The sequence below is a fragment of the Kribbella jejuensis genome (assembly GCF_006715085.1).
In the GTDB taxonomy this organism is placed as follows: Bacteria; Actinomycetota; Actinomycetes; order Propionibacteriales; family Kribbellaceae; genus Kribbella; species Kribbella jejuensis.
The window spans coordinates 723,941-746,152 of the sequence record NZ_VFMM01000001.1 but is presented as its reverse complement, the minus strand read 5'-3'; the positions used below and the strand labels follow the sequence as shown (position 1 = coordinate 746,152).

21 protein-coding genes, 2 tRNA genes and 1 riboswitch are annotated in these 22,212 nt (G+C 68.5%); of the genes, 12 read left to right on the top strand and 11 right to left on the bottom strand.

What is annotated here, in order from left to right:
- Window positions 1-115 precede the first annotated feature (115 nt).
- Window positions 116-328, bottom strand: a riboswitch (cobalamin riboswitch).
- A 59-nt stretch (window positions 329-387) separates the two neighbouring features.
- Both FB475_RS03555 and FB475_RS03550 read right to left on the bottom strand, forming a co-directional pair.
- Complete coding sequence (locus FB475_RS03555) at window positions 388-963, bottom strand: DinB family protein (RefSeq protein ID WP_141852502.1); 576 nt, start codon at window positions 961-963, stop codon at window positions 388-390.
- 71 nt (window positions 964-1,034) lie between these two features.
- The gene (locus FB475_RS03550; RefSeq protein ID WP_238331939.1) at window positions 1,035-2,300 is read right to left on the bottom strand and encodes a Fic family protein; all 1,266 of its coding nucleotides are present in this window, start codon (window positions 2,298-2,300) and stop codon (window positions 1,035-1,037) included.
- Between the two features lie 90 nt (window positions 2,301-2,390).
- Here FB475_RS03550 and FB475_RS03545 point away from each other — a divergent pair, with 90 nt between their 5' ends.
- Complete coding sequence (locus tag FB475_RS03545; protein ID WP_141852500.1) at window positions 2,391-3,212, top strand: class I SAM-dependent methyltransferase; 822 nt, start codon at window positions 2,391-2,393, stop codon at window positions 3,210-3,212.
- On the top strand, window positions 3,209-3,592 hold the full coding sequence (locus FB475_RS03540; protein ID WP_141852498.1) for a class I SAM-dependent methyltransferase: 384 nt from the start codon (window positions 3,209-3,211) through the stop codon (window positions 3,590-3,592). Before FB475_RS03545 ends, FB475_RS03540 begins: the two co-directional genes overlap by 4 nt.
- Before the next feature lie 59 nt (window positions 3,593-3,651).
- Here the strand turns inward: FB475_RS03540 and FB475_RS03535 are convergent, their stop codons facing one another.
- Window positions 3,652-3,846 carry a hypothetical protein gene (locus FB475_RS03535; RefSeq protein ID WP_141852496.1) on the bottom strand — a complete coding sequence of 65 codons (195 nt, stop codon included), beginning with the start codon at window positions 3,844-3,846 and terminating at the stop codon, window positions 3,652-3,654.
- 87 nt (window positions 3,847-3,933) lie between these two features.
- On the opposite strand from FB475_RS03535, the gene FB475_RS03530 reads away from it, so the two are divergent.
- The 4 genes from FB475_RS03530 to FB475_RS03515 are packed head-to-tail and all read left to right on the top strand — an operon-like array spanning window position 3,934 to window position 6,786.
- The gene (locus FB475_RS03530) at window positions 3,934-4,683 is read left to right on the top strand and encodes a maleate cis-trans isomerase family protein (RefSeq protein WP_185759049.1); all 750 of its coding nucleotides are present in this window, start codon (window positions 3,934-3,936) and stop codon (window positions 4,681-4,683) included.
- Window positions 4,683-5,318, top strand: coding sequence for a VOC family protein (locus FB475_RS03525; protein ID WP_141852492.1), 636 nt, complete (start codon window positions 4,683-4,685; stop codon window positions 5,316-5,318). Before FB475_RS03530 ends, FB475_RS03525 begins: the two co-directional genes overlap by 1 nt.
- Entirely contained in the window at window positions 5,315-5,563 is a 249-nt protein-coding gene (locus FB475_RS03520; RefSeq protein ID WP_141852490.1) for a hypothetical protein, read from the top strand. Before FB475_RS03525 ends, FB475_RS03520 begins: the two co-directional genes overlap by 4 nt.
- A complete protein-coding gene (locus tag FB475_RS03515) occupies window positions 5,560-6,786 on the top strand; it encodes an alpha/beta hydrolase family protein (RefSeq protein WP_141852488.1) in 1,227 nt (408 codons plus the stop codon). Before FB475_RS03520 ends, FB475_RS03515 begins: the two co-directional genes overlap by 4 nt.
- A 91-nt stretch (window positions 6,787-6,877) precedes the next feature.
- Here FB475_RS03515 and FB475_RS03510 read toward each other — a convergent pair whose 3' ends face one another.
- The 7 genes from FB475_RS03510 to FB475_RS03480 all read right to left on the bottom strand — a co-directional run bounded on the left by FB475_RS03510 (window position 6,878) and on the right by FB475_RS03480 (window position 16,686).
- Window positions 6,878-7,585 (bottom strand): TetR/AcrR family transcriptional regulator, encoded by a 708-nt coding sequence (locus tag FB475_RS03510; RefSeq protein WP_141852486.1) that lies wholly within the window; start codon window positions 7,583-7,585, stop codon window positions 6,878-6,880.
- A gap of 9 nt (window positions 7,586-7,594) precedes the next feature.
- Window positions 7,595-9,262, bottom strand: a complete 1,668-nt coding sequence (locus FB475_RS03505) for a (2,3-dihydroxybenzoyl)adenylate synthase (RefSeq protein ID WP_141852484.1) — start codon at window positions 9,260-9,262, stop codon at window positions 7,595-7,597.
- On the bottom strand, window positions 9,259-10,818 hold the full coding sequence (locus FB475_RS03500) for an FAD-dependent monooxygenase (RefSeq protein ID WP_141852482.1): 1,560 nt from the start codon (window positions 10,816-10,818) through the stop codon (window positions 9,259-9,261). The genes FB475_RS03505 and FB475_RS03500 overlap by 4 nt, the downstream gene beginning before the upstream one ends.
- Window positions 10,815-13,127, bottom strand: a complete 2,313-nt coding sequence (locus FB475_RS03495) for a hydantoinase B/oxoprolinase family protein (RefSeq protein WP_141852480.1) — start codon at window positions 13,125-13,127, stop codon at window positions 10,815-10,817. The genes FB475_RS03500 and FB475_RS03495 overlap by 4 nt, the downstream gene beginning before the upstream one ends.
- A complete protein-coding gene (locus FB475_RS03490; RefSeq protein ID WP_141852478.1) occupies window positions 13,124-15,256 on the bottom strand; it encodes a hydantoinase/oxoprolinase family protein in 2,133 nt (710 codons plus the stop codon). The genes FB475_RS03495 and FB475_RS03490 overlap by 4 nt, the downstream gene beginning before the upstream one ends.
- Window positions 15,257-15,358: 102 nt before the next feature.
- Window positions 15,359-16,207, bottom strand: a complete 849-nt coding sequence (locus tag FB475_RS03485) for a 3-methyladenine DNA glycosylase (protein WP_141852476.1) — start codon at window positions 16,205-16,207, stop codon at window positions 15,359-15,361.
- Window positions 16,204-16,686 carry a GNAT family N-acetyltransferase gene (locus FB475_RS03480; RefSeq protein ID WP_141852473.1) on the bottom strand — a complete coding sequence of 161 codons (483 nt, stop codon included), beginning with the start codon at window positions 16,684-16,686 and terminating at the stop codon, window positions 16,204-16,206. The genes FB475_RS03485 and FB475_RS03480 overlap by 4 nt, the downstream gene beginning before the upstream one ends.
- 41 nt (window positions 16,687-16,727) lie before the next feature.
- On the opposite strand from FB475_RS03480, the gene FB475_RS03475 reads away from it, so the two are divergent.
- The 5 genes from FB475_RS03475 to FB475_RS03455 all read left to right on the top strand — a co-directional run bounded on the left by FB475_RS03475 (window position 16,728) and on the right by FB475_RS03455 (window position 20,297).
- Window positions 16,728-17,516 carry a fumarylacetoacetate hydrolase family protein gene (locus FB475_RS03475; RefSeq protein WP_141852471.1) on the top strand — a complete coding sequence of 263 codons (789 nt, stop codon included), beginning with the start codon at window positions 16,728-16,730 and terminating at the stop codon, window positions 17,514-17,516.
- On the top strand, window positions 17,509-19,038 hold the full coding sequence (gene gltX / locus FB475_RS03470) for a glutamate--tRNA ligase (protein ID WP_141852469.1): 1,530 nt from the start codon (window positions 17,509-17,511) through the stop codon (window positions 19,036-19,038). Before FB475_RS03475 ends, gltX begins: the two co-directional genes overlap by 8 nt.
- On the top strand, window positions 19,035-19,934 hold the full coding sequence (locus FB475_RS03465) for a CPBP family intramembrane glutamic endopeptidase (RefSeq protein ID WP_141852467.1): 900 nt from the start codon (window positions 19,035-19,037) through the stop codon (window positions 19,932-19,934). Before gltX ends, FB475_RS03465 begins: the two co-directional genes overlap by 4 nt.
- 138 nt (window positions 19,935-20,072) lie before the next feature.
- Window positions 20,073-20,144, top strand: a tRNA-Gln gene (locus FB475_RS03460).
- A gap of 77 nt (window positions 20,145-20,221) precedes the next feature.
- Window positions 20,222-20,297 (top strand) — tRNA-Glu (locus FB475_RS03455).
- A 92-nt stretch (window positions 20,298-20,389) separates the two neighbouring features.
- Here the strand turns inward: FB475_RS03455 and FB475_RS03450 are convergent.
- On the bottom strand, window positions 20,390-21,382 hold the full coding sequence (locus FB475_RS03450; protein WP_141852465.1) for a pyridoxamine 5'-phosphate oxidase family protein: 993 nt from the start codon (window positions 21,380-21,382) through the stop codon (window positions 20,390-20,392).
- Between the two features lie 127 nt (window positions 21,383-21,509).
- Between FB475_RS03450 and FB475_RS03445 the strand changes: the two genes are divergently transcribed.
- Window positions 21,510-22,211, top strand: coding sequence for a hemerythrin domain-containing protein (locus FB475_RS03445; RefSeq protein ID WP_141852463.1), 702 nt, complete (start codon window positions 21,510-21,512; stop codon window positions 22,209-22,211).
- Window position 22,212: the final 1 nt, after the last annotated feature.

Genomic DNA, 22,212 nt, shown 5'->3' with positions numbered 1-22,212 from the left:
ACCCGGGAACCCGCGAGCAGGCGGCACGACGGAACCAGCAGCACCGGCAGCACCGGCCGGGAACACTGCCGTCCGCCCGGCGACCCACCCGCGAGGTCTCGGACCGCGTGCACCGGCGGTGCACGCACCGGTGGCAGGTATCCGGACTCGCGGACGTGTCCGGGCAGCACGGACCGAACCGGCAGCATCGCCGGCCTGGGCAGCACTGTCCGCACGGCCGCACACCGTTGCGGGGCAGCTCCGGAGTCGCACCGGATTCCCCTGTTGCCTCGGATCGATCAACATCTTGTGGTATTCACCGATCCGAACCACCAGTAGTAGCGATGCTAAGCGGGTTTCTCTAGATCTAGTGGTAGCGCCACGCCGCATGTCGCACATCTTGTGTCCTCACGCCGCGACCGCGTACAGGTCCTGGAGCGTCATGATCTCTGAACCGTGGTGGATCAGCTCGCGGTTGAGCCGCAGCACGACGTGCCCGAAGGGTTCGCTGGCGTCGAGTTCGTTGGCCTGGCTGAGGCCGATCGTCATCACTTCGCCCTCGTCCAGCTCGGCGATCGCGTCCTGCCAGGCCTCGACCCAGTACGTCAGCCAGGCGACGGCGTCCTGCGCGTTGCCGTGCAAGGTGATGTCCGCGCCGCTCTGCCGGCTCGCGCCGAACGTCCACTCCCAGCGCTCGAAGAACGTCTCGGTCAGGTGCGCGATCAGCCACGCGATCGTCCGCGGTCCCCGGTGGTCCGGCTCGTCCGGCCATTGCGCGACCCATTCGCCGGACCCGAGTGGTCGGAACGGTGCGGCGTAGTGCCGCCGGACAACGGTGAGTGCCTCACTGCTCGGCCGCCAGAAATACTGCTCGTCGGTCAGCTGGGCGAGGCGTCCGGACAGCACCATCCAGCTGAAGCCCAGCTGGCCGCGCACCATCGCCATCGCCGACGGCCGGTGCAGGATGTCCCAGTCGAACGCCATCACAAGCTCCCCTGTACGCTTCGAACATATGTTCGAATTCTTGCTCGCAAGCGACAGGAAAGTCAAACCACCTAGTGTGTCGGTCCTGGCCTCGACGGGATCGGTCTGCTAGGCGGTGCGATCCGCGTGTCCGCAGCCGGGCTGGCGAACCGGCGCTCCAGCAAGGTGAACGCATCGATCAGCTCCGACGCCTCGTAGACGCGGTTGCGTCGTCCGTCGGTGACCTCGCGCAGGACACGGGCGTCGACCAGTCGCGCGAGGCCCTGGTTCGCCGCCTGCTGGGAGCGGTCGATCAGCTGGGCTGCGGCCGCGAGCGTGAGCACCGGCGCAGCGGGCAGCGCCTCGATCAGCAGCTCGGCCGCGGAGCCGGCGCGGACCGGTGCGGCTCGTTCGCGCCATTCGTTCTTGAGGTCGGACGCGGTCTGTTCGAAGCGGGCCGCCTCGGCGGTCGCCTGCGTACACGCCATGGCGAACATCCGCAACCACGGGTTCGCGGCGGCGCGGGCCTTGACGCTCGTCGCGCGTCCGACGTACCGGAACGCGGTCAGCGCCTCGACGTACTCGGTGGCGTGCGTGGCGAGCGAGAGCGAGACGGGTGGCACCGTACGGGTGATCAGGCCGTCGGCGCGCAGGATCAGGTGGATCAGAGCCCGGCCGGTCCGTCCGTTGCCATCGGCAAAGGGATGGATCGTCTCGAACTGCGCGTGCGCGATCGCGGTCTTCGCCAGCACCGGCAGTCGCGACTCGCGGACGAAGGTCATCAGGTCGGCGAGCAGTTCCGGGATCAGCTGCGCGGGCGGCGGGACGTAGTACGCCTCGGCGGGGGAGCGGCCGCCGATCCAGTTCTGCAGGTAGCGGATCTCGCCGCCGTACTCGGCGTTCGGCGACTGCGCCATCAACCGCCGGTGTGCCTCGAGCAGATGGTCGACCTCGAGCTTGTCGCCCGCCTGCACCGATTCGGTCACCCAGGTCATCGCGTCGACCGCACCGAGCACCTCCTCGGCCGTCACGTCATGAATGCGGTCCCGCAGTACGTCGGCCTTGAGCAACCGGCGCGCACCGACGACCAGGCCCTCGATATGCGACGACCCGACCGCCTCCGCCCGGAGCAGCAGGCGTGCGAGCGCCTCGCAGTTCGTCAGCACGGCCGCGGTCGCGTCCAGACGGGCGAGATCGCCGGCGGCGTCCTCGAGCAGCGCGAGCACGTCGTCGGGCAGGTCGAACTTCCGCCCGGCCAGCGGGTCGGGGAGATACAGCTCGTACGACCCGCCGAGGCGCTCCGCCCGGGTGAACCCGTCGGGTTGCCCGGGCCAGCGGTGCAACTCAACCCGTGCCATACCCTTATTCAACCTTATCCACCAACCTTGAACAAGAGGTGTGGAAATGTAGCCGTTCGAGTCGACCGTCAGTGGGGGAGACTGCTCGTTGTGACTCTGGATGCGCAGACGCAGCAGATGGTGGCCGCCAACGAGGCCGACTGGAACGCGCGGGCGCCGCTGCACGCGGCCAGTGCGTTCTACGACCGGCCGGCCGAGTTCTGGTTCGCCGACTACGAGTGGACGGACCTCGGGCCGCTCGACGGTCGCGACGTACTGCATCTGCAGTGCCATCTCGGCACGGAGACGATCGAGTTCGCCCGCCGTGGTGCGCGAACCACTGGTCTCGATCTGTCGGAGAAGTCGCTGGAGGCGGCCCGGCGGATCGCTGCCGATGCTGCGGTGGACGTCGAGTATGTGCACGCCAATGTGTACGACGCGGTGGATGCCGTCGGCGGGCGGCAGTTCGACATCGTGTACACGGGGAAGGGTGCGCTCTGCTATCTCCCGGACCTACAGCAGTGGGCGGACGTCGTACGTGAGCTCTTGAAGCCCGGTGGGGTCCTCTACATTGTCGAGTTCCACCCGCTTCTCAACGCCCTCCGGGAGGTCTCGCTGCCGGGCGAGACCGACGATCTCATCCTGCGCGCCGACTATCTCGAGGGTCGCGGCCCGATCGCCCACGACTCCACCGTCACCTACACAGGCGACGAGGTCCCCGGCCGCCAAACCAGCTACGAATGGCGCCACGGCCTCGGCGAAATCGTCACCACCCTCGCCTCCGCCGGCTTCCAACTGACGACCCTCCGCGAATCCGAAGTCCTCCCCTGGCCCCGCTGGCCGTCGATGCAACAAACCCCCAAAGGCTGGTGGCGCCTCCCCGACGCCGCCCCGCGCATCCCCCTCTTCTTCGCCCTCAAAGCCACCCGATGACGCGCGCGGAACGTGAGCAGGACCTGATCACCTACTACACCGGCGAACTCCAGGCTCGGGTCGACCGCGACCTTCCCGAGCCGCGAGTCGCCCGGCGTACGGCGTACCTCGACCGACTGCGCTGCGAGAACCGCACCGCTGTCCTCGAGATCGGGTGTGGACCCGGTCGCGACGGCGAGGCGATCGCCGCAGCCGGGTTCGCCTACACCGGGGTCGATCTGTCACCGGCGAGTGTGGAGGCGTGCCGGGGATTGGGGCTGCGGGCCGAGGTTGCGTCCGCGCGTTTGGGGCGACGGCACGGGCTACGGGCCTGGGCGGTTCTTCAGTATTCGGTCGGACGACGGATTGCGCGCGGCGCTGGAGCAGTACGGCGACATTGAGGAGTGGGCGACCTGGGAGGACGGTCGCGTCATGCACTACCAGTGGGCCGTTCTGCGGGTCAGCGCTTCTTAGGGCCGCGGATCGCGACGATCACGAGGGCTACACCGAAGGCCGCGACGATCGGGCCGACCGTGGCCCACAGCGTTTGGCCGGTCATCGAGCTGCCCTTGAGGTAGCCCAGCCCCTGGAGGGTCCAGACGGCGCCGATCGCGATCAGAAGTCCGGCGAACGCAATGGCGACGATCTTTCCCATGGGGCTGAGGTTAGCCGAGGGATCCGGCGCATCCACAGATCTGACGTTAGTGTTGACTTTTCGTCATTGGCGTCGAAGACTGAGGGGGTGAACACTTCAACTGCGCGGGTCGGCCTCGTCGTTCCCAGTTCGAACGTGACGGTGGAGACGGAGCTGCCTGCTCTGCTGGGACAGGGGTTCTCGTTCCACTCGAGCCGGATGCGGATGGCGACGGTGTCTCCCGCGCAGCTGGCGGCAATGAACGCGCAGCGGGAGCGATGCGTGCTGGAGCTGGGCGATGCCCGCCCGGACGTGATCCTGTATGCGTGCCTGGTCGCGCTGATGGCGGCCGGTCCGGGGGAGCACCAACGAGTGGAGGGCCTGATCGCCGAGCAGTTGGCGACGGGCGGGTCCGAGTCGAAGGTTCGATCCAGTGCCGGCGCACTCGTCGAGGCGCTGCACGCGATCCCGGCCCGTCGGGTCGCGCTGGTGACGCCGTACCTGCGTCCATTGGCGGAGAAGGTCGTCACGTACCTGGAGGCGGAGGGGTTCGAGATCGTCGACTGGCGGGCGCTCGAGGTCGAGGACAACCACGCCGTCGGCTGCATTCCCGGCGAGCAGGTGATGGCGGCCGCGCGTTCGCTGGACCTGTCGAACGCGGACGCGCTCGTGCTGTCGGCGTGCGTACAGATGCCGTCGTTGCCATTGATCGACGATGCGGAGCGTGAGTTCGGCGTACCCGTGATCTCTGCTGCGACGGCCGGTGCGTACAGCATCCTCAAGGCGCTCGACCTGCCGTTGACGATCGCGGGCGCGGGGTCGCTGCTTCGTCGTGGGCAACTAGTGAAGGAGCTGTGATGCTGGAGAGCAGTCACCTCGTCCGTGGGGTCGACCATGCGGCGTTCCCGACATTCGATCCGGCCGGGACCGTGCGGTTCTACCGCGACGTCCTGGGCTTCCCGGTCGTGCACTCGATCTGCGCCGCGGGCTGGGGGCCTGAGGACCACCCGGACTTCATCCACTTCTTCTTCGACATCGGCAACGACGACCGGATCGCGTTCTTCTACTACTTCGGCCTGGAGGCGGCGGATCGTTCGGTCGGCAAGGGCGACGTGTACGCACGATTCGACGCGAACACCCCGGAGTTCTTCGTGCGCTCGCGGCACCTGGCGCTGCACGTCGACTCCGAGGACCACCTGATGGAGTACCGGCGTCGCCTCGACGCGTCGGAGTGGCCGGTCGAGATGCAGATCCAGCACGAGACGATCGAGTCGATCTACACGCACGACCCGAACGGGTACATGGTCGAGATCACCCGCGCGCTCCGCCCGGTCACCCCGCAGGAGGACCTGGACGCGAACCTCACGATCGACGCGCTGGTCGACATAGTGCAGCAGCCCGGCCACACCATGGACGATCTCCTGCTCCGCAAGGCGGAACTGATCGTCGAGCGCGCCGAGCGTTGGCAAGAGACCGGCCCGGTGGCGCCATGACCCATCGGCTGTTCGTCCTCGATGTCCCCGAGAACACTCGCGTCCACGAGGTCGCCGCGGCACAGGAGACCGTCAAGACCCTGCGCATCGGCCCGTACGTCGTGCTCGAATCGGACGAGCCGATCGTCGTCGACCGGCGCGCGACCGGCTGCCGGCACGCCGTCTGGTACTCGTGTGTCGCCGGGCTGGCGGGGTGCCGGATCACCCAATGGGACAAGGACGCATTGCGAGTCGAGGCCCGATGACGATCAGCCGACTCGGCGCCAGGCGCTACGCCGAACTGCTCGACGAGCCCGAGAACGTCGAAACCACGGTGCACCAGCTGACCACGAGTGACGGCGCGACGGTGAGCGGAGTACTGCGGGTGCCTCCCGGCGCTCGTACTGTTGTCACGCTGATGCATCCGCGGCAGGACGTGACGCACCACGCATCGGTGCCGTATCTGCTGCGTTACGGGTACGCCGTGTGGACGCAGGGATCGCGTTCGCCGAACAACGACCTCAATCTGCTCCACGAGCAGGCGATTGTGGACTTCGCGGCCGGTCATGTCCGGTTGCGGGAGCTCGGGTTCGAGCGGGTGGTGTGTCTCGGGCACTCGGGTGGGGCGACGCTGGCGGCGTTCTACTGTCAGCAGGCAGGGCTGTCTCCAGGAGCGCGCTTGACGGCGACGCCGGCGGGGCGGCCGGTGCCGCTGGGCGAGACCGAGATGCCGTTGCCGGACGGGTGCGTGTTCATGGCGCCGCATCCCGGGCAGGGAGCCCTGCTGTTGCGGGTGATCGATCCGTCGGTGGTCGACGAGTCGGATCCATTGTCGGTTGATCCCTCGCTGGATCCGTTCGCCGCGGCCAACGGCTTCGTTCCGGCTCCGGAGTCGACGTCGTATGACGCGCAGTTCGTCGCGGCGTACCGCGCCGCGCAGGCGGCCCGGGTGGCCCGGATCGACGAGCGAGCGCTCGAGTGGGTGGCCGAGTCGCGTACGGCGAACCGTGCGTTCAAAACCTCCGACGCTGTAGCCGACCGACGGCGGGCGATCGCGCCGCGACTGCTGACGACGTACCGAACCGACGCCGACCTGCGGAACGTAGATCTGTCGCTCGACCCCAACGAACGGCCGTACGGCTCGCTCTTCGGCCGTCGCCCCGATCTGACGAACTACGGCCTGGTTGGCTTCGCCCGCATCGCAACCGCCGAGGCGTGGCTCTCGACCTGGTCCGCCAACACCACCAACGCAGACTTCGCCCGCTGCGCCCCCGGCGTCACCGTCCCATCCCTCCTCCTCGAACTCACCGGCGACCAAGCGTCGTTCCCAGCAGACATCGCCCGCTTCCGCGCTGCCCTCGCAACAGACGACGTCGCCGTCGCATCCGTCCCCGGCACCCACTTCGGCGGCCCCCTCTCCGAAGGAGCCCCAACCGGCACCGAACTAGCCGCCCAAGCGATAGCCGACTGGCTGACCGATCACCCCTGATCGACACCTCAACCCACTGAGCGGAACCGCCAAAGCCTGCCGGACGACAGATTTGTCGACGGCTGGGTTGGCGGGTGCTGGCGGGGGGTGGTCAGTCGTCGATTACTTGTTCTAGGTAGTCGAGTTCTCGGCGGAGGCGGGCCAGGGCTCGGTGGCGAGCGTTGTCTTCGGGGTAGCGGTCTTCGGCGGTTTGGACGGAGGACACAGCCAGGTCGGCGATCTGGTCGGCTACCCGTTCGTTCTCCTCGGGGGTGCCGTCGTGGTGCCACCAGGCGATCCAGTTGCACTGGCCGATGATCGAGAGTGCGGCGATCCGGGCGTCGACCGTGCGGAACTCGCCGCTCTTCATGCCCGCCTCGATGACCGCGACGAACTCGTGCAGCACCTTCCGCCGGCTGTCCGTGTACCGCTTGACCAGTTCCGGCGGCAGGTCGGCCTCGGAGCGGATCAGGAGCTGGAAGCGTGTCGGCCCGGTGGCCTGCAGCAGCGCGACCGCGCGGGCCATCCGGTACAGCCGGTCGGCCGCACTGAGCTTCTTCTCGGCGTTGACCGCGCGAAGCGCTTGGGCCGGCAGCTCGGCCAGCTCGGTGACGAGCTTGGCGAGGATGTCTTCCTTGCTGCGGACGTAGTGGTACAGCGCGGGCCGGGTCAGCCCGGTCGCCTCGGCGATGTCCTTCAGGCTGGTACCCGCGAACCCGCGCTCGGCGAACAGCCGGGTGGCCTCCATGATGATCCGCCCCTCGACCAGGTCGAAGCGCGTCGTACTGCGCGAGTTCCGGGGCGTGGGGTCGGACGTCATGGCACGACCCTAACCGGCAGGCGAGTTGCCGCTGCCCGGGACGAGCCGCCGGAGCGCGGTCTTGTCGATTTTTCCGACGTTGGTCCGGGGCAGCTCGGCCACGCGGACGACGCGTTCCGGCCATTTGAACTTGGCCACCCCGAGCGCAGACAGGTGGTGCTGGACATCCGGTACGTCGAGGTCCCGGTCCGCGACCACAAACGCGCACGCCTTCTCGCCCAGCCGCGCATCGGGCATCGCGACCACCGCGGCCTGTGAGATCGACGGGTGGGCGAGCAGCAGGCGCTCCACTTCGTCGGCGCTGATCTTCTCGCCGCCGCGGTTGATGACGTCCTTGATCCGGCCCTCGATGTGCAGGTACGCGCGGCCGTCGTACGAGCCCCAGCGCGCGAGGTCGCCGGTGCGGTAGAAGCCGTCGGAGGTGAAGGCGCGCCGGTTGTGGTCGGCGGCGCGGTAGTAGCCGCGGATCGTGTACGGGCCGCGGGCGCAGAGTTCGCCGACCTCGCCGTCCGCTACCTCGAGCTCGGTGTCGGGTTGCAGCAGTTTGATCTCGTCGAGGGGGCTGAGGGCGGTGCCTACCGTACGGAGGCGCGCCTCGCGTGGGTCGTCGAGGTTGCTGACACAGAACAAACCCTCGCCCATGCCGAAGAGTTGGCCGGACCAGATGCCGCGGCGCTCCAGTTCGTCGAACAGCCTGTCCGGGACCTTGGCGCCGGAGAGGATGACCTGCCGGAGCGAGGGCATCGCGTCGAGGACGCCGGGAGCAGCGAAGGCGCTGAAGTGGCCGTGGCCGATCAGGACTGCGTCGGCGTTGGTCCGGGCGATGAGTGGTACCCAGGTCGCTGGGTCGACGGTCCCGAGGACGAGGGTGGCGCCGACGCTGGCGGCGGCGTGTACGGCGCAGGTGATGCCGGCATTGTGCACGACCGGGATCAGGTGGGCGACTCGGGTTTCGTGCGTCCAGCCGAGGCGTTCGGCGTAGGCGGCTGCGTTGTACCAGTACTCGGCGTGCTGGCGGGGGATGAGCTTCGGGGTGCCGGTCGTACCGCCGGAGAGTTGCAGGACGGCCAGGTCGTCCGGGTCGACGGTCGCTTGCGCGGCGGCGACCAGCGCCCGGGCCTCGGCCGGATCGAGGCCGGCACCGAGCGACTCCAACGGAATGGCGCGGGAGGCGGCGGTCGAGCCCAGTGGGGCGTCCTTGGTTGGGGTTCCGATTGTCAGTAGGTGGCGGAGGGTCGGGTGGTTGGTGGCTATTGCTGTGGCGAAGGTGATCAGGTCGAACGGGAGGCTGGCTTCGACGAGGTGGGCTTTGGCTTCGGCCTGGCGGCTGATGGCGTTGATTTCGTGTTCGCGGTGTGGCGCGAGGGTGGCGACCGGGACGAGTGCGGCCTTGAGTAGTGCGTACCAGGCGATGATCGACTCCAGGCGGTTGGTGATCTGGAGTAGCACGCGGTCGCCGGGGTCTAGGCCGAGCTGGAGGAGGCCAGCTGCGATCCGGTCGGAGCGGGCGTCCAGGTCGCCGTAGCTGAGGACGCCCTCCGCAGTGATGACGGCGAGGCGGTCGGTGTGCTGGGCAACAACCTTCGCGAACTGGGCCGGGATTGTGAGGGACTCCCACAGACCGGCTGTGCGGTACACCGGGTCCTGTGCGGGGAAGTCGTCGACAGTTGTGGTCATCGGCCTTCGCCTCGCAGGTGTACTGCGTCGGCTCGGCCGGCGACGAGGGCTGCCGCGCCCAGGTCTCGTTCTGCGGTGGGGATGCGGACCTCTACTCGGGTGGGGGTCTCCAAGCGGATCCGTTCGGCGATTTCGAGCATTGTCAGTACGGCTTCGCGGTCGTCGGAGGTGCTCAGCAGGACAGCCGTGCCATCCAGGTCCTTGACCAGCGCATCGGCCTCCGATCCTCGGGGATCGTCGATGTCGACGAACACCTCGGGAAGTCCGTCGACGAAGGGGGATTGATGAGCAAGCACCCAGTCGGTGAAGCCCTCAGGAGCTGCGTCCGGCGGAAGATCGGCAGTCGCCGCCGCGCGGCCGGTGGCCGCGTCGCCAACGGTCGAAGGTGCGGTTGTGCGGAGGCACGCGGCGTACTGGTTGATTGCTGTTCGGACGACCTCGGGGGCGGTTGTGGCGAAGCGGTCGAGGGTGACCTTGCCGGCTCGGGTCATGTAGGCGATCCACAAGCGTTCGACGGGGAGGTCCAAGCGGGTCGGGAAGGTGTCCCACCAGCGCATGCTGCGCAGGGCTGTCGACTGGAGGTGCTCGACGGCGGGACGCCGTAGTGCTTCATAGTCAGCGAGCGCGGTTTCCAGGTCGGGAGCGCCGGCGAGGGCGTCGACGAGCGCGATGCCGTCCTCCATGGCCAGCTTGGTGCCGGAGCCGATGGAGTAGTGCGCGGTGTGGACCGCGTCGCCCAGGAGGACCACATTGCGATCGTGCCACCGTTCGCAGCTGACCGTCCGGAAGCGCTGCCATCTCGTCCGATTGCCGATCAGCCGGTGACCGTGCAGGTGTTCTGCGAATGCGTCCGACAGGTAGCCGAGCGCCACCTCGTCGTCGCAGTCGTACGGCGTCTGCTCGGTCGTCACGTCGAACCCCGCGCGGCGCCACGTCTCCTCGTCCGTCTCGACCAGGAACGTACTGCGGTCCGCGGCGTACGGGTATGCGTGTGCGACGAACGTGCCGTGCTCGGTGGTCGCCGGTGTGAACAGTGCGCTGGGCAGCGCGACGTCCGTACCGGCCCAGAGGTACAGCGCGTCCGCGGTTGTCACCGAGCCGCCGAACACCGCGAGTTCCTCGCGGGTCGCGCTGCTGACACCGTCGGCCGCGATCACGAGGTCGACCTCCTTGGCCAGCTCCGTCGCGTACCCGCGGTCGCCGTAGTCGAGCTGGACGCCGGCCGCCGCCGCGTGCTCGCGCAGTACGTCCAGGAGGTTGCTGCGGCTGACCGCGATCAGGTCGTCCGACGGGAGCGTGACCGCGTGGCCGCCGACCGTCATCGTCATCTCGTGCGAGTGCGCGATCGTGAGGATGCTCTGGAACGAATCGGCGTCGGCGGCCTGCAGGTTCCGTTGGGTGCGGGTGGCCAGGCCGACGCCGAAGCCGAACGTCTGGCGAGGTTCGGTCTGCTCGATCAGCCGGACGTCGCAGTCGGGCATCCGTAGCCGGAGCAGGCGGGCGGTGTAGAGACCGCCCGGCCCGCCACCGAGCACCGCAACGGTTCGCAGCCTCAAGACGCGCTCCCCGCGGTTGCGAAGCGGGAGACGTCGCTGACATGGTCGGGATGCGTGGCCGGGACGATCGCGGAGTAGATCGCCGTCCAGCAACTCGGACAGCACAGCTGCCGGAAGACGACCTCCGTATCGACATAGGCACTCGGGTCCGACGTGACCTGCGGACCGGCGTCCGATGACGGTCCCTCGTACCGGGCGAGGTCCAGCACCGAATCGGTGGCCGTGTCGGCGACGCCTTGTCCGCAGTGCGCGCACGCCACCGTGGTCCCGTGCAGGACGAGGTTGTCGTCGAGGCGTTGGGCAGCGGCCGGGTCGATGCGAGGACCGTTGGTGCTCCCACCGGTCGAGCGATCGCGGCGTACGGCGCGGGCCGCGTCGCGAGCCCTCTGCGTTGCCTCACGGTCGACGATCCGGTCGCGGAGCACGACGCCGTACACCGACTCGGCGGCCTCGGCGCTCACCTTGTGCTCGTGGACGTCGCGGGCGACCGCGTCGGGATCCCGCAGCAGCGGATCGCCGTACCCGCCGCCGCCCTGCCAGTGCATGTACAGGACTTCGCCGGGGGCGAGGTACGACTGCGCGTAGCACGGCCCGAGCTCGACGTCGGCGCCCAGTTCGCCGACGGATTGGGGGATCCGGCCGGTCTTCAGCAGGGCCGAGACGTCGGTGTTCCGGACCAGTTGCTCCAGGCCGGTGTTGCCCGGATAGCCGCCGGCGAGACCGGCGTTCTGCGCGACGGCCTTGCCGGCCGACGCCAGGACGAGACCGGCGGGTTGGCTCGAGCCGTGCAGCGTGACGGCGAGCGATGCACTGACGCCGCCGCGCTGGCGACCCGGTCCGCCGGAGTCCGGCTCTTCCCGCCGCCACAACGTGAGGAGGGGATAGAGGAACTCGGTCATCTCGACATCGGGCACACGGCCCATCGGAATGCAGAACAGCCCGCCCGTGTCCATGCCGTCGGTCTGTGGACGGGCGCCGTACCCGCCGGCCATCGGCTCCATCATGATGTTGAGGAACGGCATCGGTACCTGGCCGCGTTCGTCGAGGCCGGCCAGTACGGCGGTGTCCCAGGTGCCGCAGCAGGCGGCCTGCACACTCTTGCCGAGGTCCGCGTCGCGCTCCAGCAACTGCGAAAGGCACTCGGCGACGAGAGTCCCGGTGAGCCAGGCCGGACCGATCGGCCCACGGCCGACGGCGGCCGGGTACGACGCGTTGTTGATCGTGCCCTCTTCGGAGACGAGATCGAAGCAGCGCATCAGGCCGCCCGCGGACCAGGGGATGTCGTGCGCGAGCATCGGCAGCAGCGCCAGCATCACGCCGCCGCGCATCCCGGCGTACGTGCAGTTGATCATCCCGGCCTGTGGGTCGGTGCCGGTGAAGTCGAACGTCAGCCGGTCGCCGGCCTTGGTCATCGCGACGGTGATCTTGTGGACGCCGCGATCTCCCTCGTGCGACTGGTCCTGGTACCCAGTGGCGCGCCAGGTCCCGTCCGGGAGGCCGGAGAGCTTGCCGCGCAGGCGGCCCTCGGCGTCGGACATCATCCGCTTCATCACGGCCTTGACCGTGTCGGCGCCGTACTGCTCGATCACCTCGGCCAGGCGTTTCCGGCCGACCGAGTTCGCGCCGATCTTCGCGCGCAGGTCGAGGCTGACCAGCATCGGCACCCGCGAACGACGGACCCACAGGTCGGCGACATCGTCCTGCAGCTGGTAGTCGCGGACCACCTTGACCGGTGGCGTCGGCAACGACTCCGAGAAGACGTCCTGAGCAGCCGGGCTGAACGAACCGAGCCCGACGCCGCCCAGGTCCGGCTCGTGGCAGATCGCGCTGGTCCACGCGAACAGCTCGCCGTCGTGGAAGATCGGCTGGAAGACGATGACGTCGTTCTGATGCAGGCCGCCGCCGACCCACGGGTCGTTGCAGAGGAACATGTCGCCCTCCTGGATGCCCGGATTGGCGGCCCGGTGCTGCAGCGTCCAGTAGATCGCGAGGTCGACCGCGCCGACGAGCATCGTGTTGTACAGCCCGACCTGGACCTCCTGGCCGAGCTCGTCACAGATCGCGAAGTCGAAATCATTGGCGTCGGTGACGATCGGCGACCCCGACATCCGCTTCAGCGCCTCGCCCATCTCCTCGGTGACCGACCAGAGCCGGTGCCGGATCACCTCGTAGGTCAGCGGGTCGAGCGCGTCGATCAGCTCCTGACCGACCGAGTGCACCGCGAGCGTCTCCGGCAGCTGGGCGCGCAGCACCTCCGGGTCGACAGGGCGGCTCGCGAAGTGTTCGGAGCCCGGGATGGCCATGCTCATGTCAGTGCTCCTTCGAGGCCGTGCTTCGAGGCGGTGCTGATCACCACGTTGCCGAGGTGGTCGACGACGCCGCTGGTGCCGGGCGGTACGACGACGGTCGTGGTCGGGACCTCGATCACCGCCGGTCCGTTGATGCGATGACCGGCCCCGAGTGCGCGATAGTCGTAGATCGGCGTCTCGACATAGCCGGTGCGAGCGTCCAGGCAGACCTTGCGGTGTTCGAGCAGGGCGTCCGTGGGGTCGGTCGTGCCGGCTTCGCTGAGCTTCGGCAGGCCAGGGGAGAAGGGCAGCACGCCGGTGGCGCGGACGCGGAACGTGATCGCCTGGACTCCGGCCGCCGCAAAGCCGGTGCCTTCGCCGTACAGCTCGGAGTACCGGCGGTCGAAGGCCTGCGCGATGCCGGCGATCGCGGCGTCGTCGAGGTCGCCGTTCGGTACCTCGACCGCGACCTCGGCCAGTTGCATCGTGTACCGAAGGTCGAGGGACCGGACGATCTCGATCCGCTCGAAGCTCAGCCCTTGCCGAGCCAGCCCGTCGCGGACCTGCGCTTCGAGCGCGTCGTACGTCAGCTGGGCGCGCGCCGGGTCGAGCGGCATCGCGGTGGGGTCGGACAGCTCGGCGGTGAGCACGACGTCCGACGAGGCCAGACCGTACGCCGAGAAGGCTGACGCGACCGGTCCCAGAGGTACGACGACCTCGGCAACGCCGACCTCTCGCGCATACGACGCGCAGTACGCCGGGCCGGCACCGCCGAACGCGTAGAGCACGAACGACCGTGGATCGTGGCCCGCCTCGACGACGGCCTTGCGGAGGAGGTCGCCGGTCTGGGCGTTCTGTACGGCGTAGATCGCGGCCGCGGCGTCCTCGATCGAGAGCCCGAGCGGCTCGGCGATCCGGGCGCGGATGGCCTCGCGGGCGGCGTCGAGGTCGAGGGCCTTGCGGCCGCCCAGCAGGCCCTTCTCCGGAAGGATGCCGAGGACGAGGTTCGCGTCGGTGTTCGTGGGCTCCGTCCCGCCGGTGCCGTAACAGGCCGGTCCGGGGACCGACTGCGCGCTGCGTGGTCCGACCTGCAGGTTGCCACCCTGGTCGATCCAGGCGATCGCGCCGCCGCCCGACCCGATCGCGTGCACCTGCAGCGTCGGCACGTTGATCGGGTGGTGGTTGATCACCGTCGTGCTCGCCCGGACCGGTTCACCGTCGACGACCAGTCCCACGAGGAACGTCGTACCACCCACGTCGGTGGAGATGATGTTGCGATGGCCGAGCTGTTCGCCCAGTGACACGGCGCCGACGACACCGCCGGTGAGGACCGAACCGACCGTGCTGATCGCGTGGCTCGGTGCCTCGGCGGCGGCGATCGCGCCACCGTTGCTCTGCATGACCAGAAGCGGTCCGACCAGGCCGGACTCGCGGAGCCGGCCCTCCAGGTTGCCGAGGTACTCCTCGAGGCCCGGGCCGATCTGGGCGCTCATCACGGTGGTCGCACTGCGGGCGAACTCGCGGATGCGTGGACTGATCTCGCTGCTCAGGGCAACGAACGCACCGGGGTCGAGCTCGTGCACGATCTCGCGGACGCGTTGTTCGTGCGCGGGGTTCCGGAACGACCACAGCAGGCTGACCGCGATCGAACGGATGCCGTCGGCAAGCAGTGCACGCACCGCCGCCCGGACCGATTCCTCGTCCAGCGGAACGAGCACAGTCCCGTCCCGATCGACGCGTTCGATCACCTCGACGGCATGGCGTTTCGGCAGCAGCGTGTGCTGTTTGCTCTGGCCGAGCACGTTCTGCAGCTGATCCGGGGCCGAGCCGAGGTAGCGGCCCTCGACGTTCATGATGAACAGCGAGTCGCGATGTCCGACCGTGGTGATGAAGCCGACGTCCGGGACGTTGCCCATCACCAGAGCGTTCAACGAGGACGTCGTACCGTGCGCGATGTGGTGGGTCTCGGCGAGCATCGCCTCGACCGATTGACCGAGCTGTTCGGCGAGGCCGGCGAGTACCTCCAGGACGCCGCGTGAGTAGTCCGGAGGCGTCGACGGCGCCTTGGCCGCGACGATCACCCCGGCGCCGTCGTCGAGCACCCCGTCCGTGAACGTCCCGCCGACGTCGATACCGATGACGTACGCCATGAGTCACCTTCCGGCCGTAGCAGTGGATGACTGTCACGGTAGGAGTGATTCGACGCCGGTGTCAATACTTCGACACTCGTGTTTGTGGATATCTGGGGAGGGTCAGCCGAGCAGCTCCTCGCAGAGGGCGGCGAGTTGACGGCGGAGGGGGCGGGCGCGGTTGGCGAAGGTTCGTTGGGCTGCTGTGTACTCGGCTTTTCCGTCGGGGGTTTCGATGCGGACGGGGGTGTAGCCGAGCGCGGCCAGGTCGTAGGGGGAGGCGCGCATGTCGAGGGTGCGGATGTCGCGGGCGAGTTCGAAGCAGGCGAGGAGTAGCGAGCTCGGGGTGAACGGCATCAGCTTGGCGGCCCACTTGTAGAGGTCCATGTTCGCGTGCAGGCAGCCGCCTTGTTCGAGGGCGGGCTGGGATTCCCGGGTCGGTTGGAGCGTGTTGAGTGGGCGCGCGGGCGTCGTGAAGAAGCGGAACGCGTCGAAGTGCGAGCAGCCGATCTTGTGCGACTCGACGACCTGATCGGTGCCCTCGGCACCTAGTCGCAGCGGCCAGGCGGCGTGCCGTACTTCGGGGGTCCGGTACACCATCGCCCACTCGTGCAGGCCGAAACAGCCGAACTGGGGTTGGCGGTCGAGCGTGGCCGAGAGCAGGGCGCGGATCCACTTGATGCTGTCGGTACGGCGTTCCACCTCGGCCGGATCGAGCGACGCGGTCCCGTCCTCGACCACGTATCCACGACGGCCCTCATAAGCAGCACCGCCCTCCAGCCGCACTCCGGGGCCCGGATGCCACACGCGCAGCTGGTTCGGACGGGTCGGGTAATACGTGAAGAGGAAATCCTCGACGGGATGTGCCTCGCGGCGCTTCCGTCGTTCCAGGTGGTCGGCCAGTAAGACGTCGACCCGGGCGGCGTGCCCCGAGGCGTACGACGTCCACTCGGCGAACGGCAGCGTCCTCATAGGTCGAGGGCGAAGGCGTACAGATCGACGCCCGGGATGGGCGCCCAGTCACGTTCCGGGAGGCGGGTGAAGCCCAGACGCTCGTAGATGCGGTGGGCGGTGGTCATGTACTGCGCGCTGCTCATCACGATGCGGCGCATGCCCAGCTCGCGAGAGCGGGCGATGCAGTGCTCGGTCAGCGCCGTACCGACGCCCAGGCCCCGCGCCCGCCCGGCGACGCCGAGCATGCGGAACTCGCCCTCGTCGTCCTGGCCGATCTCGCGGTACACCGAGCCGACCGGACAATAGGTCACGGTCCCCAGCAGGCCGGAGGAATCGGCAGCTACCGAGAGCTCCGCCTTGGCGGCGCGGTCCGCGGCGGCACGCAGCGTCATCGCGTAGTCACCACGCACGAAACCGTCGTGCGAATAGGCCTCCACTGTCAGCTCGCCGACAGCGTCGTACTCACCAGGAACCGCCAACCGGATCTCGAATGTCACCGGAATACTGTCTCATCGAGCACCGACGGTAGGCTCGGCCCGTGCGTATCGCCAGATTCTCCGTGGACGACGAGCCGAAGTACGGCGTCGTCGAGACCGATGACCCCGAAGGGCTCGTCGGTACTGTCAACGTTCTCGACTCGGACCCGCTCTACCGGTCGGCCCAGTTCACCGGGGAGAAGCTGCAACTCGCGGACGTCCGGCTGCTCGCGCCGGTGATCCCGCGCAGCAAGGTGGTCTGCGTCGGCCGGAACTACGCGGCGCACGCCGCCGAGCTCGGCAACGACGTACCGAAGGAGCCGCTGATCTTCCTGAAGCCGAACACCAGCGTGATCGGCCCGCGGGACGGCATCGTCTACCCGGAGCAGACCAACGACCTGCACTTCGAGGGCGAGCTCGCGATCGTGATCGGCCGGATCGTCCGGGACCTGCCCAAGGAGCGGGTCAACGAGGCGATCTTCGGCTACACGATCGCCAACGACGTGACCGCCCGCGACCTGCAGAAGTCCGACGGGCAGTGGGCCCGGGCCAAGGGGTACGACACGTTCTGCCCGCTCGGCCCGTGGATCTCCACCGAGCTCGACGTGTCCGACCTGCGGATCAGCACCGAACTGAACGGCGAGCCCCGGCAGGACGGCCGGACCAGCCAGTTCATCTTCGACATCCCGGAGGTGCTGGCCTACATCACCTCCTTCACCACGCTGCTGCCCGGCGACGTGGTCCTCACCGGCACCCCGGCGGGTGTCGGCCCGATGCTGCCCGGTGACGAGGTCTCGGTCAGCGTCGAAGGAATCGGAACTCTGACGAACAAGGTGATCGTGCGTGACTGACCGGGCCGAGAACGATGTGCTGGGCGACCTCGAGCCGAACGAGGTGCGGGTCCGGTTCCCACCGTCGCCGACGGGTCTGCTGACCGTCGGCAACATCCGCAGCGCGCTGTTCAACTGGGCCTTCGCGCGCCACTACGGCGGCAAGCTGGTGCTGCGGATCGAGGACACCGACACCGCGCGTAACACCGAGGAGGGCTACCGCTACACCTACGACGCCCTCCGTTGGCTCGGTCTGAACTGGGACGAGGGCCCCGAGGTCGGCGGCGACTTCGGGCCGTACCTGCAGTCCGAGCGGATGGACATCTACGCCGACGTCGTCGCGAAGCTGCTCGCCGCGGGCAAGGCGTACCACTGCTACTGCTCGCAGGAGGAGCTGGACCAGCGGCGCGAGGCGGCGCGGACGTCCGGGCAGCACAGCGGGTACGACGGTCACTGCCGCAACCTCACGCCCGAGCAGGTCCAGGCGTACGTCGACGAAGGCCGCCGGCCGGTCGTGCGGCTGCGGATGCCCGACCGCCCGATCGTGTTCGACGACCTGGTCCGTGGCGAGATCACGTTCCTGCCGGAGAACCTCGGCGACTACGTGCTGGTCCGGGCGAACGGTTACCCGCTCTACCCGCTGGTGAACCCGGTCGACGACGCGCTGATGGAGATCACCCACGTCCTGCGTGGTGAGGACCTCTTGCCGTCGACGCCGCGCCAGATCGCGCTCTACGAGGCGCTCGCCGAGATCGGTGTGGGCAGCGGCCGGACGCCCCGGTTCGGGCACCTGCCGTTCGTGATGGGAGAGGGCAACAAGCGGTTGTCCAAGCGGGACAAGGGTTCCGGCCTGAGTGAGTACGTCGAGCGCGGGTTCCTGCCCGAGGGTCTGCTGAACTACCTGGCCCTGCTCGGCTGGTCGATCGCCGAGGACCGGGACGTGTTCACGATGGCCGAGATGGTCGAGGCGTTCGACATCCGCAAGGTCAACTCGAACTCGGCCCGCTTCGACCCGAAGAAATGCGAGGCGATCAACGCCGCGCACATGCGGCTGCTGCCGCAGGACGAGTTCGCGAAGCGGATGATTCCGTTCCTCGCGCAGGCGGGCGTGCTGCCGGCGGAGCCGTCGGAGGACCAGTTGGCGGTGCTGAAGGCGACCGTGCCGCTGGTGCAGGAGCGGATGAATACCTTGTCCGAGTCGGTCGACATGCTGGGGTTCCTGTTCGTGGACGACGCAAACTTCACGGTTGATCCGGACGCCGCCGCGAAGGTGCTGACCGGTGACGCGGATGCCGTGCTGGACGCCGCCGCGAAGGCGCTCGCGAACCTGGCTGACACCGAGTGGACGACCGAGGCGATCGAGGCGGCGCTGCGGGCATCGCTGATCGACGGGCTCGGCCTGAAGCCGAAGAACGCGTTCGGTCCGGTCCGGGTGGCGATCTCGGGTCGCCGGATCTCGCCGCCGCTGTTCGAGTCGCTGGAGCTGCTCGGCCGGGAGAAGTCCCTGCACCGGCTGGAGCAGGCCCGCACGACCACGTCATGAGCGGTACGCCGTACCAGCGGCTGCTGAAGAACGACGTCACCCCGCGGGTGTACGTCGTTCTCGGCACGTTGACGATCCTCGTCGGCTGGATGGTCGGCAGCGTGGTGATCCTGGCTCTGCGGCAGGGGATCCACCCGGACCCGGCCGGCACGCTGTCGTGGTTCGGCCTGCTGTTCACGAACCTGACCCTGATCATCCTGATCCCGCTGTCGATCCTGGTCGCCAGGTTGCTGAACCGGCAGACTCCAGGGCTGCTGTCGTCGGTGGTCGGCAAGCTGCGCTGGCGGCCGTTGGCGTGGTTCGCGCTGGTGGCGGTCGTGCTCGAACTGGTGTCGTTCGCGGTCATCCAGCTCGGCAACGTGCAGCTCGCGACCGGTGAGCGGCACAGCGGCCCGGCGGCGCCGGACGTGGTCGGCATCATCCTCGTGACGTTGCTGACGTCACCGATCCAGGCCGCGGGGGAGGAGTACTACTTCCGCGGCTACCTCCTGCAGGCAGTCGGTTCGTACCTGCGCGCTTCGATTGTTGCCGTGATCGTGACCGCCTTGCTGTTCACCGCGGCGCACGGGATCTGGCCGTGGCAGAGCCCCGCGCTGTTCGTCGACCGGCTGGCGTTCGGTCTGGTGGCGGGTTTCCTCGCCGTACGGACCGGTGGGCTGGAGTCCGGGATCGCGTCGCACGCCGCGAACAACGTCGTGACGTTCGTGTTCGCGGGTCTGACCAACACTCTCGGGGCGAGCCTCGAGGTGAAGGACGCGCCCTGGCCGCTGGTGCTGATCGACGTCGTGAAGTTCGCTGCGTTCGGGGTGATCGCGGTCTGGCTGACCGACCGGATGAAGCTGAAGCAGGAGTCGGACCTGCCACTGGTGACGCTGCCGGTGGGGGCACGCCGATAGCTCTGGGGACAGGTGTGACGGGAGTGACAACCCGCGGGCGGGGACCCGTTTTGGTGTCCGGTCGCATGCTCGGGTAAGCTCTCCGAGCCGGGTTGGTGAGGGCGGAAACAAACTCTCCAACTTCAGTGAAAATGCCTTTGGGGTATGGGGTAATTGGCAGCCCGACTGATTCTGGTTCAGTTAGTCCAGGTTCGAGTCCTGGTACCCCAGCGGATTGGACCGCACCGATGAAAATCGGTAAAGTTCAACCTCGTTGCCCGGGTCGCGAGATCCGGTCGGCAAACTCTGGCCCCGTTGTGTAGCGGCCTAGCACGCCGCCCTCTCAAGGCGGTAGCGCGGGTTCGAATCCCGTCGGGGCTACCAGAGAAGCACAGCCTCCCATCCACCCGGATGGGAGGCTGTTGTCGTATCGGCAGGTGAAGGAACGCCGAGTCCAGCCGGATGGGAGGCGGTTGTCAGCCGGGTTTGCGGACTGTGGGGATCGGTTGGTGTCTGCGGGCGGCTTCGTGGGCCAGCCTCGGAGTCAGCGCCCGGCCGCTGGACAAGAACTTCCGTAGCTGGGTGAACCGTCCCGGCGGGAGGCTGAAGTCCGCGAGTGCCCGCTCGACCCGGAAATGGACGCCGCCCGGAACAGCACCAGCGGTCCCGACGAAGACTGCGTTCTGCTGACCGGTGAAGACCTCTGGATGCTCGTGGAACGTCAAACACGCCCGGCCGCCCGCCGCCGCGCCGAACGGACCGGTCCGGGCCACGAACCCGTCGTCCACCAGCTCGACCCCCACAGAACGCACCGGCAGCGGCCACCCGTCCTCATCACGCACCGTCAGCACGGGATTGCCGAGCCGCATCGCAGCATCCGCTCTCGGCCGCCAGTCGGCCGGCGGCACCGCCCACCCCGGCGACGCAGGCCCCTCGGGCGCCGGGTCGGACGGTGGCGCGGTCACGTCCGCGGGAGCTTCCCAGCGGAGCGGTTCCAAGTCGAGCCGGCCACCGGGCCACCACAGGATCCGAAGCGGCGTGACCTCGATCCACACACGGCTCCAGTACCACCGCTGCCGACGTACCACGACCCACGGCTGCCCGGTCACCGCCTGCGGCATCTTCTGCAGCACGCGACGCAGGTACAGGTCCGTATTGGCCTGCAGGTCAGCGTCCCGCACCGTCGCCAATCCCTGAACCAGCACCACGGGAGCATCGGACAGACCCGAGCCGGTCGGATCGGAGAACAGCAGCGCCACCCGCGGATCGTGCCGGGCGCGCTCGGCCTTCGCCGGATACGTGAGCCCGGTGCTGACGTCGATGGTCGCCGTACCGGAGTCGTGGTACGGCGTCAGCGGCCAGGTGATCGGTGCGCCCGACCGGGTCAATGACGCGTACTCGCAGGTGATCGCCCGCTCGACGATCGGCAGGACAGCCGATGGCAAGACGGAAACGGCCGGTGCCTTCATGATTCCTCCCCTTGGTGGTTGGGATGAGCATCCGGCGGAGCGCTTGGGATCGGCTTGGGGTCGCGACCACAAGTGCTTCCCAAGCGGGCCCGCGCACGGTGGGCGAACCTCGAGAAAGGAATCGCTCATGACCACAGGAACCTTGATGCTGCCGGGCCAGGCCGCCGCGCCGCCGGGGCCGGTCGACCTGACCGCGATGTACGTCGTCCACCATGCCTTCCGGCGCGACCTGGCCAACTTCAAGGCGGCCGTGATCGGCACGCCGGTGCCGGACCGGGTGACCTGGAAGGCCCTCGCGGCCCGTTGGGACAGGTTCCGGGACATCCTGCACAAACACCACACCGGTGAGGACACCGGTCTGTGGCCGCTGCTGATGGCCAAGGCGGACGCCGAGGGCCGGGCGACGCTCGAGGCGATGGAAGCCGAGCACACCGAGATCGACCCGTTGCTGACCTCGTGCACGGCGGGGTTCGACCGGCTGGCGACGCACGCCGACGACGACGCGCGGGACGCGTTGGAGGTCCGGATCGTTGCCCTGGGCGAACACCTGACCCGGCATCTGGCCCACGAGGAGCGCGACGCGCTGACACTGGTCCAGCGGTACCTGGTCGACGACGACTGGCAGCGCCTGGAGCGGGAGCATTTCAAGCCCGCACACAGCCCACGAGACCTACCGTTCCTCGCGGCATGGGGCATGTACGAGCTGCCGCCCGAGCACTTCGGCCGGGTCCGCGACGCGATGGCGGGGCGTGGAATGGAGGTGATGTGGCGGCTGTTCTGGCGCCGGCCGTTCGAACGACGCGAGCGGGCGACCTTCCGCTACTCGTGAC

What these genes read in the sequence shown, in the direction of transcription:
- FB475_RS03555 (WP_141852502.1), bottom strand. Translation starts at nt 963, where the DNA reads ATGGCGTTCGACTGGGACATCCTGCACCGGCCGTCGGCGATGGCGATG.
- FB475_RS03550 (WP_238331939.1), bottom strand. Translation starts at nt 2,300, where the DNA reads ATGGCACGGGTTGAGTTGCACCGCTGGCCCGGGCAACCCGACGGGTTC.
- FB475_RS03540 (WP_141852498.1), top strand. Translation starts at nt 3,209, where the DNA reads ATGACGCGCGCGGAACGTGAGCAGGACCTGATCACCTACTACACCGGC.
- FB475_RS03535 (WP_141852496.1), bottom strand. Translation starts at nt 3,846, where the DNA reads ATGGGAAAGATCGTCGCCATTGCGTTCGCCGGACTTCTGATCGCGATC.
- FB475_RS03525 (WP_141852492.1), top strand. Translation starts at nt 4,683, where the DNA reads ATGCTGGAGAGCAGTCACCTCGTCCGTGGGGTCGACCATGCGGCGTTC.
- FB475_RS03520 (WP_141852490.1), top strand. Translation starts at nt 5,315, where the DNA reads ATGACCCATCGGCTGTTCGTCCTCGATGTCCCCGAGAACACTCGCGTC.
- FB475_RS03515 (WP_141852488.1), top strand. Translation starts at nt 5,560, where the DNA reads ATGACGATCAGCCGACTCGGCGCCAGGCGCTACGCCGAACTGCTCGAC.
- FB475_RS03510 (WP_141852486.1), bottom strand. Translation starts at nt 7,585, where the DNA reads ATGACGTCCGACCCCACGCCCCGGAACTCGCGCAGTACGACGCGCTTC.
- FB475_RS03505 (WP_141852484.1), bottom strand. Translation starts at nt 9,262, where the DNA reads ATGACCACAACTGTCGACGACTTCCCCGCACAGGACCCGGTGTACCGC.
- FB475_RS03495 (WP_141852480.1), bottom strand. Translation starts at nt 13,127, where the DNA reads ATGAGCATGGCCATCCCGGGCTCCGAACACTTCGCGAGCCGCCCTGTC.
- FB475_RS03490 (WP_141852478.1), bottom strand. Translation starts at nt 15,256, where the DNA reads ATGGCGTACGTCATCGGTATCGACGTCGGCGGGACGTTCACGGACGGG.
- FB475_RS03485 (WP_141852476.1), bottom strand. Translation starts at nt 16,207, where the DNA reads ATGAGGACGCTGCCGTTCGCCGAGTGGACGTCGTACGCCTCGGGGCAC.
- FB475_RS03465 (WP_141852467.1), top strand. Translation starts at nt 19,035, where the DNA reads ATGAGCGGTACGCCGTACCAGCGGCTGCTGAAGAACGACGTCACCCCG.
- FB475_RS03450 (WP_141852465.1), bottom strand. Translation starts at nt 21,382, where the DNA reads ATGAAGGCACCGGCCGTTTCCGTCTTGCCATCGGCTGTCCTGCCGATC.
- FB475_RS03445 (WP_141852463.1), top strand. Translation starts at nt 21,510, where the DNA reads ATGACCACAGGAACCTTGATGCTGCCGGGCCAGGCCGCCGCGCCGCCG.